Annotated in this window: 15 protein-coding genes; 1 reads left to right on the top strand and 14 read right to left on the bottom strand. The window is 28.8% G+C overall.

Annotated elements, in window-relative coordinates:
• Positions 1–1,657, bottom strand: a 1,657-nt coding sequence (locus DU473_RS05930) for a beta strand repeat-containing protein (RefSeq protein ID WP_369073354.1), incomplete at its 3' end; no start/stop codon positions are given.
• An 846-nt stretch (positions 1,658–2,503) separates the two neighbouring features.
• Between DU473_RS05930 and DU473_RS05925 the strand changes: the two genes are divergently transcribed.
• Entirely contained in the window at positions 2,504–2,845 is a 342-nt protein-coding gene (locus tag DU473_RS05925) for a cupin domain-containing protein (protein WP_131163841.1), read from the top strand.
• Here the strand turns inward: DU473_RS05925 and DU473_RS05920 are convergent.
• From DU473_RS05920 to DU473_RS05860, 13 genes are all read right to left on the bottom strand, one after another.
• The gene (locus DU473_RS05920; RefSeq protein WP_131165978.1) at positions 2,842–3,627 is read right to left on the bottom strand and encodes an FkbM family methyltransferase; all 786 of its coding nucleotides are present in this window, start codon (positions 3,625–3,627) and stop codon (positions 2,842–2,844) included. The two genes, DU473_RS05925 and DU473_RS05920, sit on opposite strands and share 4 nt — an antisense overlap.
• Positions 3,628–3,634: 7 nt before the next feature.
• On the bottom strand, positions 3,635–4,804 hold the full coding sequence (locus DU473_RS05915) for a pyridoxal phosphate-dependent aminotransferase (protein ID WP_131186702.1): 1,170 nt from the start codon (positions 4,802–4,804) through the stop codon (positions 3,635–3,637).
• A 187-nt stretch (positions 4,805–4,991) separates the two neighbouring features.
• On the bottom strand, positions 4,992–6,836 hold the full coding sequence (speA, locus tag DU473_RS05910; RefSeq protein WP_131163843.1) for a biosynthetic arginine decarboxylase: 1,845 nt from the start codon (positions 6,834–6,836) through the stop codon (positions 4,992–4,994).
• Positions 6,833–8,059 carry a histidine--tRNA ligase gene (gene hisS, locus DU473_RS05905; RefSeq protein WP_131163844.1) on the bottom strand — a complete coding sequence of 409 codons (1,227 nt, stop codon included), beginning with the start codon at positions 8,057–8,059 and terminating at the stop codon, positions 6,833–6,835. The genes speA and hisS overlap by 4 nt, the downstream gene beginning before the upstream one ends.
• The gene (gene tmk, locus DU473_RS05900) at positions 8,056–8,637 is read right to left on the bottom strand and encodes a dTMP kinase (protein WP_131163845.1); all 582 of its coding nucleotides are present in this window, start codon (positions 8,635–8,637) and stop codon (positions 8,056–8,058) included. Before tmk ends, hisS begins: the two co-directional genes overlap by 4 nt.
• Positions 8,628–9,104, bottom strand: a complete 477-nt coding sequence (gene coaD / locus DU473_RS05895) for a pantetheine-phosphate adenylyltransferase (RefSeq protein WP_131163846.1) — start codon at positions 9,102–9,104, stop codon at positions 8,628–8,630. The genes tmk and coaD overlap by 10 nt, the downstream gene beginning before the upstream one ends.
• A 15-nt stretch (positions 9,105–9,119) precedes the next feature.
• Positions 9,120–9,689: a UbiX family flavin prenyltransferase gene (locus DU473_RS05890; RefSeq protein ID WP_131186701.1), complete on the bottom strand. Its 570-nt coding sequence runs from the start codon at positions 9,687–9,689 to the stop codon at positions 9,120–9,122.
• Positions 9,686–10,345 carry a flagellar basal body P-ring formation chaperone FlgA gene (gene flgA, locus DU473_RS05885; protein WP_131163848.1) on the bottom strand — a complete coding sequence of 220 codons (660 nt, stop codon included), beginning with the start codon at positions 10,343–10,345 and terminating at the stop codon, positions 9,686–9,688. Before flgA ends, DU473_RS05890 begins: the two co-directional genes overlap by 4 nt.
• 20 nt (positions 10,346–10,365) lie before the next feature.
• The gene (locus DU473_RS05880; RefSeq protein WP_131163849.1) at positions 10,366–11,136 is read right to left on the bottom strand and encodes a MetQ/NlpA family ABC transporter substrate-binding protein; all 771 of its coding nucleotides are present in this window, start codon (positions 11,134–11,136) and stop codon (positions 10,366–10,368) included.
• A gap of 53 nt (positions 11,137–11,189) precedes the next feature.
• Positions 11,190–11,948: a methionine ABC transporter permease gene (locus tag DU473_RS05875; protein WP_166683080.1), complete on the bottom strand. Its 759-nt coding sequence runs from the start codon at positions 11,946–11,948 to the stop codon at positions 11,190–11,192.
• A complete protein-coding gene (locus DU473_RS05870; RefSeq protein WP_131163850.1) occupies positions 11,930–12,940 on the bottom strand; it encodes a methionine ABC transporter ATP-binding protein in 1,011 nt (336 codons plus the stop codon). The genes DU473_RS05875 and DU473_RS05870 overlap by 19 nt, the downstream gene beginning before the upstream one ends.
• A gap of 2 nt (positions 12,941–12,942) precedes the next feature.
• Complete coding sequence (locus tag DU473_RS05865; protein ID WP_131186700.1) at positions 12,943–15,555, bottom strand: valine--tRNA ligase; 2,613 nt, start codon at positions 15,553–15,555, stop codon at positions 12,943–12,945.
• 35 nt (positions 15,556–15,590) lie between these two features.
• A complete protein-coding gene (locus tag DU473_RS05860) occupies positions 15,591–16,679 on the bottom strand; it encodes a hypothetical protein (RefSeq protein WP_131163852.1) in 1,089 nt (362 codons plus the stop codon).
• Between the last annotated feature and the right edge of the window lie 35 nt (positions 16,680–16,714).

Here is a 16,714-nt window from a genome sequence, read left to right as displayed (position 1 = left end):
TTGCATCAGAGTATAAATTACCCTTTTCAGACATAGCCATTCTTTGAGCTCTACTTGAATTTCCTAAATAAAAGCTTTGCATAGAATTGCCCATAACATTATCTATAAAGGTTGATCTTCTTGTAGTTGTAGAGATTAAGCTTCTAAAGGTTGCACCTGATATTGAAGCATTAAGATTAAAGCTTTGATAAATTTTTCCTGTTGTAGGATCATAGATTAAATTTATATCTCCACTACCATTGGTTGTTATATTGCTTACATTATTGTTATTGATTCCTGTAATTACATCACTTATATGATCAAGATTATCTAGATCAAGATTACTTTCATCTATGGTTATATTATCTGCACTAACGTTACCAGTATTACTTCCACCTACAACTACAGTATCTAATTTACCTGAATCATCAGAACTTACAAGCCAATCTTCTATGACTATGCTACCAGATCCATTATTAGTAAGATTGTTACCACTACTATCTTTACTTATAGTTCCTTGGTTATTTACAAAGATAGTTCCACCACCTTCATTTTTAACCCCACTTGTAATAGTGCCACTAGAATCATTTTTTAAACTTAAATCATTATCTGATTTATTTACTATATTACCATAGATGATTCCATTGTCTGTATTTAAAATACCACTACCATTTTTAGAAGTAATAAAACCATTATTTTCAATGGTGATACCATGTTGTTGCTGCACTGCATCTTTTTGTCCTATGGTTCCAGTATTAATTATACCACCATTACCACCTTGGATGGTTCCAGATACAGTGATGCTTGTTTTTAAATTTTTTCCTCCACCTATATAAATACCTGCATTACCACCTTCTAATCTACCTTTTACGTCTATGCCTTCGCCTATTATGTCTTTACTTCCATCAATATGAATTGCATCATTTCCTGCTTTAATAATACCACCACTTTCTATAATGATTTTACCGATATCGGCTTTACCCGAAGTTCCACCTGCATCAAAAAACATCATACCATTATTAGCAACATCTATAGTGCCTTTATTGATAAAAGTTTCTATTTTATTACCAGTTTCTATAGCTATACCATTTGCTTGAGCACTTTTTATTAAACCCTCATTGGTAAAAGTTTTAATATCTGTACTATTACCAAGATATACCAAATTTATTGCTGCACCATTTTGAGTATTGCTTGAAGTTGATTCTATAGTTCCTTTGTTGGTAAAATTATCTATAGTAGAAGCTGCTATATTTACTCCAGTTATAGCTGAAATGATTTTATTACTTTTATTGGTAAATGTTTTTATATAACTTGAACTTAATTTTACCCCTGAAGAAGCTTTTATAGAATTTGCACCAGTTGGTTCAAATGTTCCACTAGTTGTTATAAAACCACTATTAGTAAAATTAGTGATTGTGGAACCAGTTATATTTATCCCAGCTCTATTACGCTGGTTACCACCTTGAATAGTTCCACTATTATTAAAATTTGTTATGCTTGTTCCACTAGCTATATTTACACCTTGATGAGAATCACTTTTTATAACTCCACTATTAGTAAAAGTTTTAATCTCAGTATTACCAAAATAAACAGTTTCGCCAGAATTTGAACTTATAGTTCCACTATTGCTAAAATTATCAATTGTAGACTTAGAACTACTACTTCCATAAACTACCACTCCATATTTAGAAGAACCATTGCCTATAATACCACTATTTTCAAATGTTTGAATAGTAGCTCCACCACTATTATTTACTCCTACTTGAACACTAGAAGTACTGCTTCCACCTTGAAGGGTTCCTTTATTTAAAAAAGTAGTTGTTGAAGAATTTTGAGTAAAGCTTACTGCTTGATTATTAGCAGGAGTAGAAATTATAACTGAACCGCCACTTTCTACAACTAGAGTATTACCACTTCCACTTACAGTGTGAGTATTAGTTTGTGGATCCTTTATAGTAGTATTACTTTTAGCTTGAGGACTATAAACACTACTTGATTTACTTTTAAGATTATCATCATAAGTTTTTGAATTTGTTGTAGCATAAGAATAAGAACTTAAAAAAGAAATTGTAACTAAAGAAAGAACTAGTTTTTTAGATGAGCAAGAATGGTTTTTTTCAATCCCCCCCCCATTTCTTTTTTAAATAAACTATGTTTTTGTCGACCCATTAATTAAACTCCTTGCGTTTATTTATTTTAAAAAAAGAAAATAAAAAATTAATAAAATATTAATTATAAACTTTTTAAAATAATAAAATATTTTTAATTAAAAATTTATTAATAACAATTTTTAATTGATTTTTTTTATATTGGTGTATTAAGATAAAAGATAGACTAAAAAAGAAAATAATAAGTGATAAATTTTTATTTTAAGGATAAATAAGCTAAAGCATTTTAAAAATAAAAATTTTTAAGATAATTTAATAGAGTTTAAAATAATACTTAGTTTTGATTATAAACATTAACATAAGTTTATATTTGATGTTTGATTTTTTGTTAGAATTAAAATAAAAAGGAAATTCTTATGCAAATTATGAAATGGAGTAGGGCAGAATTTAGCCCAAAGGAAGTTAAAATAAATGTTTTAATCGACAATGAAAGTGGCAAGGAAATTCAAATTTTGATGGCTAAAGATAGTATAATGAAAGAACATAAAGCCCCATTTGCCATACATGTGCAAGTTTTAAGTGGTAAAATCTGGTTTGAAGTGGAAAATAAAAAGTTAGAATTAAATGCTTTGGATATGATAAGCTTAGCACCAAATGTGCCTCATTCTTTAGCGGGGATAGAAGATTCTATCATAAGACTTAGTTTGAGTAAATTTGATAGCATTCAAAGGGTGAGTGCTGTACTTAAGAAGCCTTAAGCACGTGGGTTTATTTTTAAATGATTGATTATAGGGTCTGCTTTATAAATAGCTAAAATGTTGATTCCAAATTGAAAAATTTTATATCCTAAATTGTTTAGCATATGGATAATATCTTGGGGGTTTGACTTAATGATTTCAATCTGTAATACAGGCTTGAAATTTTTGATATGATTTAAACATCCAAGCAAGACTTCTTGCTCCATACCCTCTACGTCTATTTTGATAAAATCGATTTTTTTAAAATCGAAATTATCGAGTTTTAGGTAAGGGACTTTTTCTTTTTTTTGAGGAATTTGTCCTATGAATTCGTTATTTGATTTTAGTTCCAAACTTCCAAAGGAAGCTTTTTGAGTATAATCTGGAACTAAAATTTCAAGCTCTTTTTGATTTTTTTGAGGATTGCCTAGACAAGCGTGTATCGCTTTAGCGTTGAAGCAATTGTTGATTGCTATATTTCCTGCTAGAGCGTAAAAAAGTCTTTCTTGTGCTTCAAAGGCTAATACCCCCCCCCACTCATGCATTTGTATAGCCCATTTTATAGTATGAGCACCGATATTTGCACCGCAATCTATAGCAAAAACATCGCCTTTGTGATATTTTCTGCGTAGTTTTAAAAGCTCAAGACAAAAATCAATTTCTTCAGGATCAAAACTGCAGTAATTTAAAAACTGAAAACCAACTCCATAGCTACCTTTTGATGTATCGTGTCTATCTAGGTGATTTACAATCATAGTTGCGTTATTTGTAGCGGCCAATATAAAAGGTAAAGGTCTTTTCATACAACAATCATTTATAATTTAAGATAAAACGACTTATTCTTTCTAAGCCTTTTATGATGAGTTCATTGCTAGTAGCGTATGAAAGTCTAAAATATCCATCCATGCCAAATCCTATACCAGGAACAACAGCAACTTTTTCTTGTTCTAGTAGTTTTTGGCAAAATTTCATAGAGTCTTTTTCAACTTTTTGTATGTTTATAAAAAGATAAAAAGCACCTTCTGGTTTATATACGCTGATATTTGGAATTTTATCTAGTATGCTTAGGGCTAAATTGCGACGTTTTTCAAAGATTTGACACATTGTTTTTATATCCTCATCACAAGCTCCATTTAAGGCAGGAATGGCTGCATACTGGGCAATGGAACAAATATTTGAAGTGCTTTGTCCTTGAAGTCTTTTTACAGCTGAAATTAAGTCTTTATTTTTACTAGCCATATAGCCAAAACGCCACCCTGGCATAGCTCCGCACTTGCTAAGTCCGTTTATGGTTACAGTGCGTTTTAGTGCGTCTTCGCTTATGCTTGCAAAGGCTGTGAAGTCAAAATCGTCATAACGAAGTTTTTCGTATATTTCATCACTTAATACCATGATATTTGTGCCTTCTAAAACTTTGGCAAGTTCGCTTAGCTCTTTTTTAGAATAAATTGATCCTACTGGGTTTGATGGGGAATTTAATATTAGCATTTTGGTTTTATTTGTGATGCTGTTTTTAAGTTGTTCTGCTGTGATTTTAAATCCATTTGATTCTAAACCTTCTATAAATACAGGCTTTCCTCCAGCGAATTTTACCATTTCAGGATAGCTTACCCAATAAGGAGTGGGAATGATAACTTCATCTTCTTCTTCTATAAGGCATTCTATGCACTCAAATAAAGAATGTTTTGCACCAACATTTGTGATAATCTCGCTTATCTCATAGTCAAGATTATTGTCTTTTTTGAGTTTGGCTTGTATGGCTTTTAAAATTTCATTTAAACCAGCAACGGCAGTGTATTTTCCGCAACCTTTTTCAATGGCAGCTATGGCAGCATCTTTAATGGCTTTTGGAGTGTCAAAATCAGGTTCACCAGTTGAAAGACTTATGATATCTTCGCCCTTGGCTTTAAGCTCATTTGCAAGTGTGGCAATGGCTAAAGTGATAGACTCTTCTAAAACTTTAGATCTTTTTGTTAGCATTTTTATCCTTTAATTTTTTTGTTTTATTCTATCAAAAAATATATTTGAGTATTAAAAAAGATATAAAAAATCCTGATTAAAATTAAAAATGTGGAAAATTGGTAATATTTTTTGAACTGATAAAATTTAATATTTTATCAGTTATGTTAAATAAAATTTTATTTAGTGGCATTTAGCCACTTGTTTTTTAGCTTTCTTTTCCGTCTATGCTTTTTAAATAACCATTGTCGTTTAAGAAGAGATATAATTCTCCTAAGATGTGTTTTTTTTGTTTTTCATCTACTAGTTTTGAGTTGGAGATTCTTTCATTTAATATATCCATAATAGCGTGTATATCATAGTCTAAATCTTCTAGTGTATCTAGTATAGATTGTGCTTCTATGATACTTTCTATTTCGTAGGACTTTTCATTTATGCTAATGGTTGCTTCGGTTGGATGGGTGAAAAGATTGTGCTTCATTCCTAAAACTTCTTGATAAGCACCCACTAAAAAAAATCCTAAGAAATAATTTTCTTTTTCTAAATCTACATCGTGCAAAAATAAGGGCTTATCTTTAGAATAAGCTATTTCTCCATCGCTATCGCAAGTTATATCCCAAATACTTGCACTTCTTGTAGGCTTTTTGTCTAATCTATCAAGAGGCATGATAGGGAAATTTTGATTTAAACCCCAAAAATCAGGCATACTTTGAAAAAGAGAAAAATTAATCAAATATCTTTCTTGCACTTCATCTTGTATGGCAAGTAAATCTGTAGTATTTTGTTTATCTCCTACTAATAATATAGCTTTTTTTGTGATTAGATGGGTTAGAATTTCAGCATTAGATCTATCTTGTAAATCCACATAACCTAAATCAAAAAGGGTTAAAATGCTTTCTAAATGATCTATGCTATCATGTAAATATTCTAGAGCATTGGAGGGCTTTATATTGGTATATAAATCATAAAGTTCATCAATAAGCTTTGGATTTGTTTTTTTAAGCAAAAGCTTACTTTCTGTGTATTCTTGCGAGAAAAGTTCTAATACAGGGGCAATTAAAACGGCGTGATTTGCGGCTACAAAACGACCGCTTTCTATAAAAATATCAGGTTCAACATCGCTTTTTTGCTCAGCAATATTTTTTAAAATAAAAACAACATCATTAGCATATTCTCTTAGGGTATAATTTCTGCTTTTACCATTGCTAAATTGAGAATACTCTACTGCTAATCCCCCGCCAAGATTGATGGCTTTTAGATTTTTTGCTCCCATTTTTCTAAGCTCGGTATAAATATTTCCTACTTCATTAAGAGCTTTTTTTAAAGGATGAATTTCTGTAATTTGTGAGCCTAAATGAAAATGAATCATAGTAAATTGATCTAAAAGTTTATTTTCTTTTAATAAATTAATAGCTTCTATAAGCTCAGTTGAAGTAAGACCAAATTTTGAATTAATCCCTCCGCTTTTTGCCCAAATTCCAACTCCTGCTGAATGAAGACGCACTCTTAGACCTATGTTTGGTTTGGGTTTAAAGCGTTCTTTTGCTATGTCGATGATGGCTTTTAGTTCATTTAGTCCTTCTATAGTTAGGGTTATATTGTGTCCCATTTCAGCTGCTATAAAGCCTATATTAATAAGTTCTCTATCTTTAAAGCCATTAACTGTAATGGGTGCTTTTTCGTTATTGTAAGCCATGGCAAGTAAAAGCTCGGCTTTACTACCTGCTTCTAATCCATAATTATAGTTTTTTCCAAGGCGGACAAGATTTTTCACAAAACCTGGATATTGATTTACTTTTAAGGGATAAACGGCATTAAATTTTCCTTTATAGGAGAATTCTTTTCTGGCTTTATCAAAGCTTCCGTAAATATTTTCAATTTGTTTTTGTATAAGGTGTGGAAAACGCAAAAGCAAAGGGCCTTTATAACCATCATCACGTAGAGATTTAACTATATCAATAATGGCTGGTTTTTCTCCGTGATTGATACATATTTTACCGTTTTTAATGATAAAATTGTTATCTCCCCAAATGTCAATGCCATAATTTGTCATAATACATTCTCCAAATCTTTGATTAAAATTTGTTCTTCTTTTTTTGAATTTAAATTTTTATAAAATAAACTTTCGTTTTTTGCTTCATTTTCTCCCATGCAAAGAAAGATTAGATTTTTATTTTTATCGGCTAATTCTAAGTGTTTGGCAAGTTTTTTAGCTTCATAACTTAGAATCACTTTGTGTTTTTTTCTAAGTTGTGTTGCAAGTTTTAAAAGATTTGTTATATATTTTTCATCCATAGAACAAAGATAAATTCCTTCTCTTTGTAATTTTTCTTCTTTTTGTTCTAAGATAGCGATAATCCTTTCTATACCCATAGCAAAGCCAACGCCAAAACCACTTTTTCCATCAAGGTATTCAATAAGTTTATCATAGCGTCCACCACCTGCAATAGCAGCTTTTGCCCCAATCTCATCGCTAATAAACTCAAATGCCGTTTTAGAGTAATAATCAAGTCCTCTTACTAATTTAGGATCTATTTCAAAATTTACATTATTTTCTTTTAAAATCGTTTGTAAAATTTCAAAATCTTTTTGACAAGAAGAACATAAATTTTGGTTTAAAAGCGGTGCGTTTGTAAGTAATTTTTGACAACATTTATTTTTGCAATCTAAAACACGGATAGGATTTAGGCTTTTTCTACGCAAACAATCCTCACAAAAGCCCTCTTTAGAATCTAAAAATCGTATTAATTTTTCGCGGTATTTTGGCATACATTCTGAGCAACCTAAAGAGTTAATGAGTAATTTAAATTTAATATCTAAGCGTGAAAAAATTTCTACTAACATTAAAATAATGCTTGCATCTTCATAAACACTTGCATTTCCAAAGCTTTCAACTCCAAATTGATGAAATTCTCTTAAGCGTCCTTTTTGAGGTCTTTCGTAGCGAAACATAGAGCCATGATAAAACCAACGTTTTATAGTATTATTTTTATCCATTTTTTTTTCTATATAAGCACGCACTACCCCAGCAGTTCCTTCAGGACGCATACAAACATGGTTTTGGCCTTTATCGATAAATTCATACATTTCTTTGCCCACTATATCAGAGCTTTCTCCAACGCTTCTTTTAAAAAGGGTGCAAAGTTCTAAATGTGGTATATTGATAAAGCTAAATCCATAATTTTTTACAACTTCTTCACAAGTTTTAATCACTTTTTCATAATAATACGCATCTTTATCTAATAAATCTTTCATTCCTTTTAAAGCATTTATCATTGTAAAAATTCCTTTATTTGTTGATGTAAATTCTCTTTTGAATTCTCAGCATTTAATTTTAAAAGTTTAAAATCAATTTTTTCTTTTAAAAAATTTAGAGTTTCTTCAAGCTCATTTTGAACGGTTAAAAAGTAATCAATACCGCGTTTTTCTATGCTATCTAATTTCTTTTTGCTTAAGCGTTCTTTTATGAGTTCTTTGTGAGCTTTTAAAAAAATTATTTTTTGTGGAAAGAAATGGCTTAAAGCAAAAGCATTAAATTCAAAAAGTAAATTTTTATCAAAAGCTTTATTGGCATAAGCTATACCTGATATAAAACTACGATCAGAGATAATTAATTTATCTTGATTTTTTTTTAAAATTTCATCGTAATGTTGGGCGCGATCTGCTAAGAAAAGTAAAAGCTCAGCTTTTTTGTCAATTTTATAAGATTTATTGAGTAAAAGCTCTCTTAAGTGTTTGCCAAGTTCTGTTCCACCTGGTTCAGCTGTAAAAATAGCTTGTTTAAAACAATCTTTTAAAAGCTCAATTTGAGTACTTTTTCCTACACAATCAATACCTTCAAATACTACATACAAGTTTCATCCTTTAAAAAGGGTAAAATTTCTTTAGGCACTAGAGTGCTTACATCGCCATTGTGTGAAATAATTGATCTAACTATAGAGCTTGAAATGAAAGCATTTTTTAAATTTGGCATCAAATAAACGGTTTCTAGATCTTTACATAAAGAATTATTGGCATAACCCATTTGAAGCTCGTATTCAAAATCACTCACAGCTCTTAGACCTCTAATTATAATATTTACATCAAGTTTTTTAGCTAAATCTACAAGCAAAGTTTCAAAGCTAACGATTTTTACATTTTTTAAATCTTTTGTGGCTATATAGGCTAAATTTTCTCTTTGTTCTAGTGTAAAATGAGGTTTTTTGTGTTCGCTTTTTGCAATAGCAACTATAACTTTATCAAAAATTTTAAGCGCTCTTTTAATCACGTCTAAATGCCCATTGGTAATAGGATCAAAGGTTCCTGGATATAAACAAGTCATTTTATTTTATCCTTTTTATTTTAATTTTTCCCATCTGTTATATAGATTATGTTCAATATCTAAAAGATCTAGCCATTTTCCAATAATAAAATTATCAATATCTTCTAAAGCATTTATTTTAGGATATGTGGCATAAACTGGTGGTGCTATTATAACTCCAAGAGAGCTTAATTTTGCCATGTGTTCTAAATTTAGAGTTGAAAAAGGCATTTCTCTTACAGCTAAAATTAGTTTTTTTCTTTCTTTTAGGGCAACTGCACAGGCTCTTGTAAGTAAAGTATCTGCAAATCCTGAGTGAATTTTAGCCAGTGTTGAGATAGAGCAGGGTGCAATAATGGTTTTATCGATTTTAAAAGATCCGCTTGAAACAGCTGCGCTTAAATCATCATCATCAAAAAAAAATGTTTTTTTAAATTCTTCTTTACATAAAAGTTCTAAATCTTTGCAATTTTCACTATAGAAACTTAATTTTGCTCCCTTGGTTAAAATGCAAAATGTTTTAAATGATTCTTGTTCTAAATGTTTAAGCAGCTTAAGGCCTAGATTGACATTGCTAGAGCCTGAAATTCCTAATAAAATTTTCATTGTAAAAGTATCCTATTTTTTCCATTTACTATACCTTGCATTACTTTGCCTTCTTTATTTTTAACTTTTATTCTTTCTCCTAAGTTTGCACTTTCTAATGCAATCAGTTCTATTTCTATATCTACATTAGAATCTCTTAAAATACCTATAACCGGATCATTTCTTTTAATCAAAGCATTGATTTTAAACATATTTCTTTTTAAAATTGTATTTTTATTTATATTAACTTTAGCTATTAAATTTTTTGCTTCTTCTATGCTTAGGGCATTTATGGGAATTTTATCAAAATCCATTGAAACTTTATTAAAATCCAAAGGACTTAATTTCTCTCCTTTGAGTATAGGTTTTTTTGATTTTAAAATTTCAATATTTGCATCAACAAAATAACGAAAAAAAATATTTTTTTGTATATTTTTTGGCGTCTTAAATTCGGCCCTTAAGAATCCTTGAGCTTTATTAAATTTTGCATTAGCCAATCTTAAAAATTCATATTGATCAAAATCTTTAGGTAAGGGTGTATCCATAATGTCAATTTTAGTAATAGAGATATTACTAAAATTATTTTGCAATTCTTTGCTTAGGGCTAGTTTGACTTTTTCTATATTGTTTGCAAAGCATAAATTAAAAATACAAATAAAAAAAAATATTTTTTTCATTTTAAAATTTAGAATATTTTTTAAAATGCTGGAATAATGGAACCATTATATTTTTCTAAAATAAATTGTTTTATTTTATCACTTTGAAGAGCTTGGATTAAAGCTTTGATTTTAGGATTGTTTTCATTTCCTTCTTTAACAACTATAATGTTTGCATAAGGATTATTTTTATCTTCGATTAAAACAGAATCTTTTAAAGGATTTAATCCTGCTGATAAAGCATAGTTTGAATTAATAACTGCAAAATCAACATCACTTAAAGCTCTTGGAAGTTGCGCTGCTTTTAATTCTATAAATTTTATTTTTTTAGGATTATCAATAATATCAAGTGGAGTTTTTAAGGCAGAATCCTTGAAAGAAACTAATCCAGTTTTGCCAATAAGATCTAAAGCTCTACTTTCATTAGTAGGATCGTTTGGAATGGCGATTTTAATTCCTTCTTTAATATTGTTAAAATCTTTATATTTTTTAGAATACACTGCCATAGGCTCTATGTGAATGGTTGCTACTTTAACTAATTTTGTTTTTTTAATATTGTTAAATTCTTTTAAATAAGGTTCGTGTTGAAAAAAATTTGCATCAATTTCATTTGCATTAACGGCTAAATTAGGCAAAACATAATCGGTGAATTCTTTGATTTCTAATTTATAACCTTGTTTTTCTAGCTCAGGTTTAATTTGTTCTAAAATTTGCGCATGTGGAACAGGAGAAGCCGCAATGCTTATAGTTTCGGCTGCATTAAGATTGAAATAAGTTAAAAAAAATAATAATATTAAAGCTTTTAATTTCATTTTTTTCCTTGATGTTAAATTTCAAAATTATAAAAAAGTTAAGTAAATAGGTATTATTTTTTGCTTAGTTTATATAATAAATTTCCTATTATTTGAACTGCTTGAACTAAAACAAGTAAAATAATGATGGTTTGAAGCATTATTTCTGTATTGAAGCGTTCATAGCCATAACGAATAGCTATATCTCCTAATCCACCACCGCCAATAGTTCCAGCAAGTGCTGAAAATCCTATGGTGAAAATTAAAGTTAAAACTATACTATTTATAATATTTGGCAAGCTTTCTACAAAAATGATTTTAAAAATGATTTGTAAATTAGTAGCTCCGTAAGATTTAGCTGCTTCTATAGTTGATTTATCAACTTCTTTAAAAGCACTTTCAAGCATTTTAGTTAAATAAGGTGCTATACCTATAGATAAAGGTACAATTGCTGCACTTGTTCCTATACTTGTTCCTATTATAATCTTTGATAGAGGTAAAAGAACGATGATAAGTATAAGAAAAGGAAAGGCACGTAAAGTATTAATAAAAAAATCTAAAATTCTATAAAAAACAATATTTTCTTTTAGGCCATTTTTATCATATAAAGTGAGTAAAATAGCAGGAATTATAGCTAAACAAAATCCTAAAAAAGTTGCCATAAAACTCATATAAAGGGTTTCATTTAATGCTGTTTTTAAAATATTTTCAAAATTCATTGGAAAAGTTTTAAAAGTATTGATTAAAGTTGTATTGATACTTTCAAAAGAAAATTCATCACAAAATTGCTTTATTCTGTCTAAAAAACCTTCATTCAAGATACTATCTCCCATAAAACTTTGCTTTTTTCAATATAATCTAATACTTTTTCTTTATCTTTTTGGTTTATATTTATCACTAAATTGCCTAAAGCATTTCCATTTAATTTTTCTATTTTACCCCAAACTATATTAAAATCAATATCAAGTGTTCTTGCCATATGAGTAATTATGCTTTTTTGGGCGATTTCTTTTGGAAAATAAAGTTTGATATTTAAACCCTTATCCGGTAAAAAATCACTTTCTCCTAAAAATTCTTTCATTTTGTGATTTGGTTTTAAAAAAAGCTCATCAATTAAGCCTTCGCCTATAACTTTGCCTTTTTCAAGCAAGATAGCCTTTTGTGCTACTTCTTTTACAACATCCATTTCATGAGTTACTAAAACTATGCTTATATGTAATTCTTTATTGATTTTTTGTAAAAGTTCTAAAATATTTTTGGTAGTATTTGGATCAAGTGCAGAGGTTGCCTCATCGCTTAAAAGGATCTTAGGATCAAGTGTTAATGCTCTGGCTATAGCTACTCTTTGTTTTTGTCCCCCGCTTAATTCTTTGGGATAAGCTTTACTTTTTTCTAGAAGTCCTACTATATCCAAAAGTTTATTAACTTTAGCCTGAACTTCATCTTCGCTCATAAAATCTTTTTTAAAAAGCTTAGCATAAAATCTACTTTGACTATAATGTGTTCTTAAAGGTATTGCAACATTTTCAAAAACATTTTTTCTATTAATTAAAGCAAAATTTTGAAAAATCATTCCTATGTTTTTTCTTAAAAATCTAAGTTTTTTTGGATAATTTTGTTTTAAATTTGAAATTTCTTCCCCTAAAACTTCTAAACTTCCTCCCTGATAGTCTTCTAATCCGTTGATACATCTTAAAAGAGTTGATTTTCCTGCCCCGCTATGTCCTACTATAGCATAAATTTCTCCTTTTTTTATTTGCAAGGAGATATCATTAAGAACTAAGTTTTGTTCATAATATTTTTTTAAATTTGTAATTTTTATCAAAATCAACCTTTTAAATTTTTTAATTCTGAGTCAATCTTTTGAAGTTGTTCTCTTAAATTTATTGAAATATTAGTATTTTGTTCAATAATATTTTTTGGAGCATTTTTAAGAAAATTTTCATTTGAAAGCATAGAATCTAACTTCAAAAGTTCTTTTTGTAGTTTTGATTTTTGATTTTCTAGCCTTTGGATTATAGCACTTAAATCAATATTATCTAGAGCGATAAAAATTTCTAAATTTTCGCTGACATCACAAACAGAATTTGATATTTTTGTATCGGTAAATTCAATCGATTTGCATTTGGCTAAATTTGTAATAAAGTGAGAATAAGGTTCTATTTTATTTTTTTGTTTTGTATTGTTTAGTTTTATAAAAGCTTTTTCAATTTTTGAGTTTCCTAGCTCTATCAAGCTTTTTGCACGACGAATGCTTACTATGCTTTCTATGAGTAAATTAAAAATTTCTTTAATTTCTAAATTTTCTTTATCAAAAGTTGGATAGGCACTTATCATAATAGAAGAAGTGTTTTCAAGATCGCTTTTGCTGAGTTTGTGATATAAGTATTCGCTAATAAATGGCATAAAAGGATTTAAAGCTTTTAAGGCTTCTTTAAAGATACTTCCTAATTCTTTAATGCTTGATTTATCCGCTTTGCTAAGTTCTATACCCCAGTTGCAAAAATCATTCCAGAAAAATTTATAAAGTATATTAGCACTATCGTTAAAGCGATATTGTTCTAAATTCTCTCTTAAATTTTTAATACATTCTTGAAACCTTGTATAAATGTAAATTCCAAGATCGCTTTTTAATTCTATATCTTTTAAATCTTCAAATTTATCTTGATTTAAAAGTAAGTAATTGCTTGCATTGTAGAGTTTATTGGTAAAATTTCTAACTTGCAAAAGCTTATCATTGCTTAGTTTTATATCTCTTCCTTGTATAGCAAGAAGTGCTAAGGTAAAACGTAAGATATCAGCACTGTATTCTTTGATGCACTCGTTTGGATCAATCACATTACCCAAGCTTTTACTCATTTTTCTGCCTTGTTCATCTTTAACAAGGGCATGTAAGTAAATATCTTTAAAAGGTAGCTTATCAAAAACATTGCTACTTTGAAACATCATTCTTGCTACCCAGAAAAATAAAATATCAAAACCTGTGATTAATAAAGAATTAGGATAAAATTCATTTAAATCTTCTTTATTCCATAATTTTCCTTCGCCCCAGTGTTCATTACCCCAGCCTAAAGTGCTAATAGCCCAAAGTCCTGAAGAAAACCATGTGTCTAAGACATCTGGATCTTGAGTTATATTTTGACTACCGCATTTTGGGCATTGATTTGGTTGTTCTTGGCTTGCCCACTCATGAGAACATTCACAATAATAAACAGGAATTTGGTGCCCCCACCATAATTGTCTTGAAATGCACCAATCTTTTAAATCTCTCATCCATGCGTTAAAGCTATTAATCCAGTGTGAAGGATAAAATTCGCTTTCTTTTAGATTGATCTTTTCAATACTTTTTTGAGCAATTTCTTTTTTAACAAACCATTGTTTTGAGATATAAGGTTCTACTACATTGTTACATCTATAACAATATCCTACTTGATGAGTATAATCTTCTATTTTATCAATAAAACCTAAATTTTGTAGTTGATTTACGATTTTTTCTCTAGCTTTTAGTCTTTCTAAGCCTTGAAATTCTAGGCAATGTTCGTTTAAGATACCTTTTTCGTTAAAAATAGTAATAAATTCTAAATTATGTCTTTTGCCAATTTCATAATCATTTATATCGTGGGCTGGAGTAACTTTAACTATACCTGTTCCAAAACTTGTATCAACATAATCATCAGCAATTATTTTAAGAGTTCTTTTACAAAGAGGTAAAATAACTTCCTTTCCAATGAAATTTTTATAACGTTCATCATTTGGATTTACCATTAAAGCACTATCGCCAAATAAAGTTTCAGGTCTTGTGGTTGCAATTGTAACAAAATCATTGCTATCTTTTAAAAAATATTTTATATAATAAAGTTTACCTTTTGTTTCTTTATAATCTACTTCAATATCGCTTAGAGCACCATCATGTGTACACCAATTAATCATGTAATTTCCGCGTACAATAAGCTTTTTATTATAAAGATCTACAAAAGATTTTTTTACCGCATTAACAAGTCCTTCATCCATTGTAAAACGTAAACGAGACCATGCTGGAGTAATACCTAAGGTCCTCATTTGATTAAGAATTTTATCTCCGCTTTGTTCTTTCCATTCCCAAACTTTTTCTATAAATTTTTCCCTACCTAATTCTTCTTTTGTGATGCCTTGAGCAAGAAGTTGTTTTTCTACAACATTTTGAGTAGCAATGCCAGCATGATCAAGTCCAGGTTGATAAAGAACTTTATATCCATCCATTCTTTTATAGCGTGTGATAATATCTTGTAAAGTAAAAGTTAGTGCATGTCCTATATGTAAAACTCCTGTGACATTAGGAGGAGGCATCATAATGCAAAATATTTTCCCATTTTTTTGGATAGCTTTATTTGAGTCAATCTCAAAATAACCCCTCTCTTCACAAATTTGATAATATTTTTTTTCTAAATTTTTATCATACATTATTTGCCTTTGACGTTTTGCTTAAAATTCTATGATTATATAGAAGAAATTTCTATAATTTCACAAAATGGAAAAAAGTACTGAGCTGTGTTGAGTCCAGTTTTTAAACTTTTAATATGTTTTGAAAACTCACTTCCTTTACCTTCTTTTTTAATTTGAAGTTTAAGTCTTTCCATAATTTCTTCGCGTGCTACGTGTTGGTTTAATTCATTTAAATTGTTTAAATAAGGGCTTAATTGATTTAAATTGATATATTTGTAAGATTTTTTCATATCTGAAAAAATAATTTCTTTATTATAGATGGTTAATTTCATTTCTCCTTTTGGTAACATTTTTACAAAAACGCTTAAATAATAATCTTTAGAATTATCTTTTATAGAGTTTAGCATATCTTTTAAAAGGTTGATTCTATATTGACTTAGAAATTTTCCATCTAGAATATAAACTTTCATATTTTCTGTGCTAAGTTCTGGTTCTAAGCGACTGTTTTTTCCTATACTTAGATATTCTCTAGCTGTATTTAGATATTTGTTTTTATTTGATTTATTTGATTGAAGTTCTTTTTTTATAGCTTTTTCTCTTTCTAGGATTTTTTGTTGTTTGCTTATCTCTTTTTTAAGGGCTTCTATTTTGGCTTGTTTATCTTGTTGTAATTGTTGAGAATCTTTATTTGTAGTTTTAATGCTTTGATTATTCTCATTTGCTGTTATTGTGTTGCTTGTATTATTGTCTGTATTTAAATTTTCATTATTTTTATTTATGGTAGTAGTGTTAGTTGTGATATTGTCATTTATACTTTTGTTGTTTTCATTATTTTCACTTGTTGAAACTATATCGTTTGCATTATTATTTAAATTTTGATTTATATTTGGAGAGCTTGTTTCTTGTTTTTGTATAATGTTATTATTAGCGTTTGTGTTATATGAATTGTTATCAATTTTGCTTGTAGATGAATAAGAATTATTGTAATTATTAGAGTATGATTTTTGTTCAGAATAAGAATTGCTATTTAAAGTATAATTTTTTGGTTTTGAGTATTCAAAAAGATAATAATAAGTTCCGCCAAGTATTGCGATAATAGTAATTAATATACCAACAATAATAGAAAAAATTTTAAAATTCATTTTGTTATCCCTTAGATAGAGTTATTAATATAGTT

Source organism: Campylobacter novaezeelandiae (genome assembly GCF_004323845.1).
Classification (GTDB): domain Bacteria; phylum Campylobacterota; class Campylobacteria; order Campylobacterales; family Campylobacteraceae; genus Campylobacter_D; species Campylobacter_D novaezeelandiae.
This window is presented reverse-complemented; position numbering and strand designations above follow the sequence as displayed.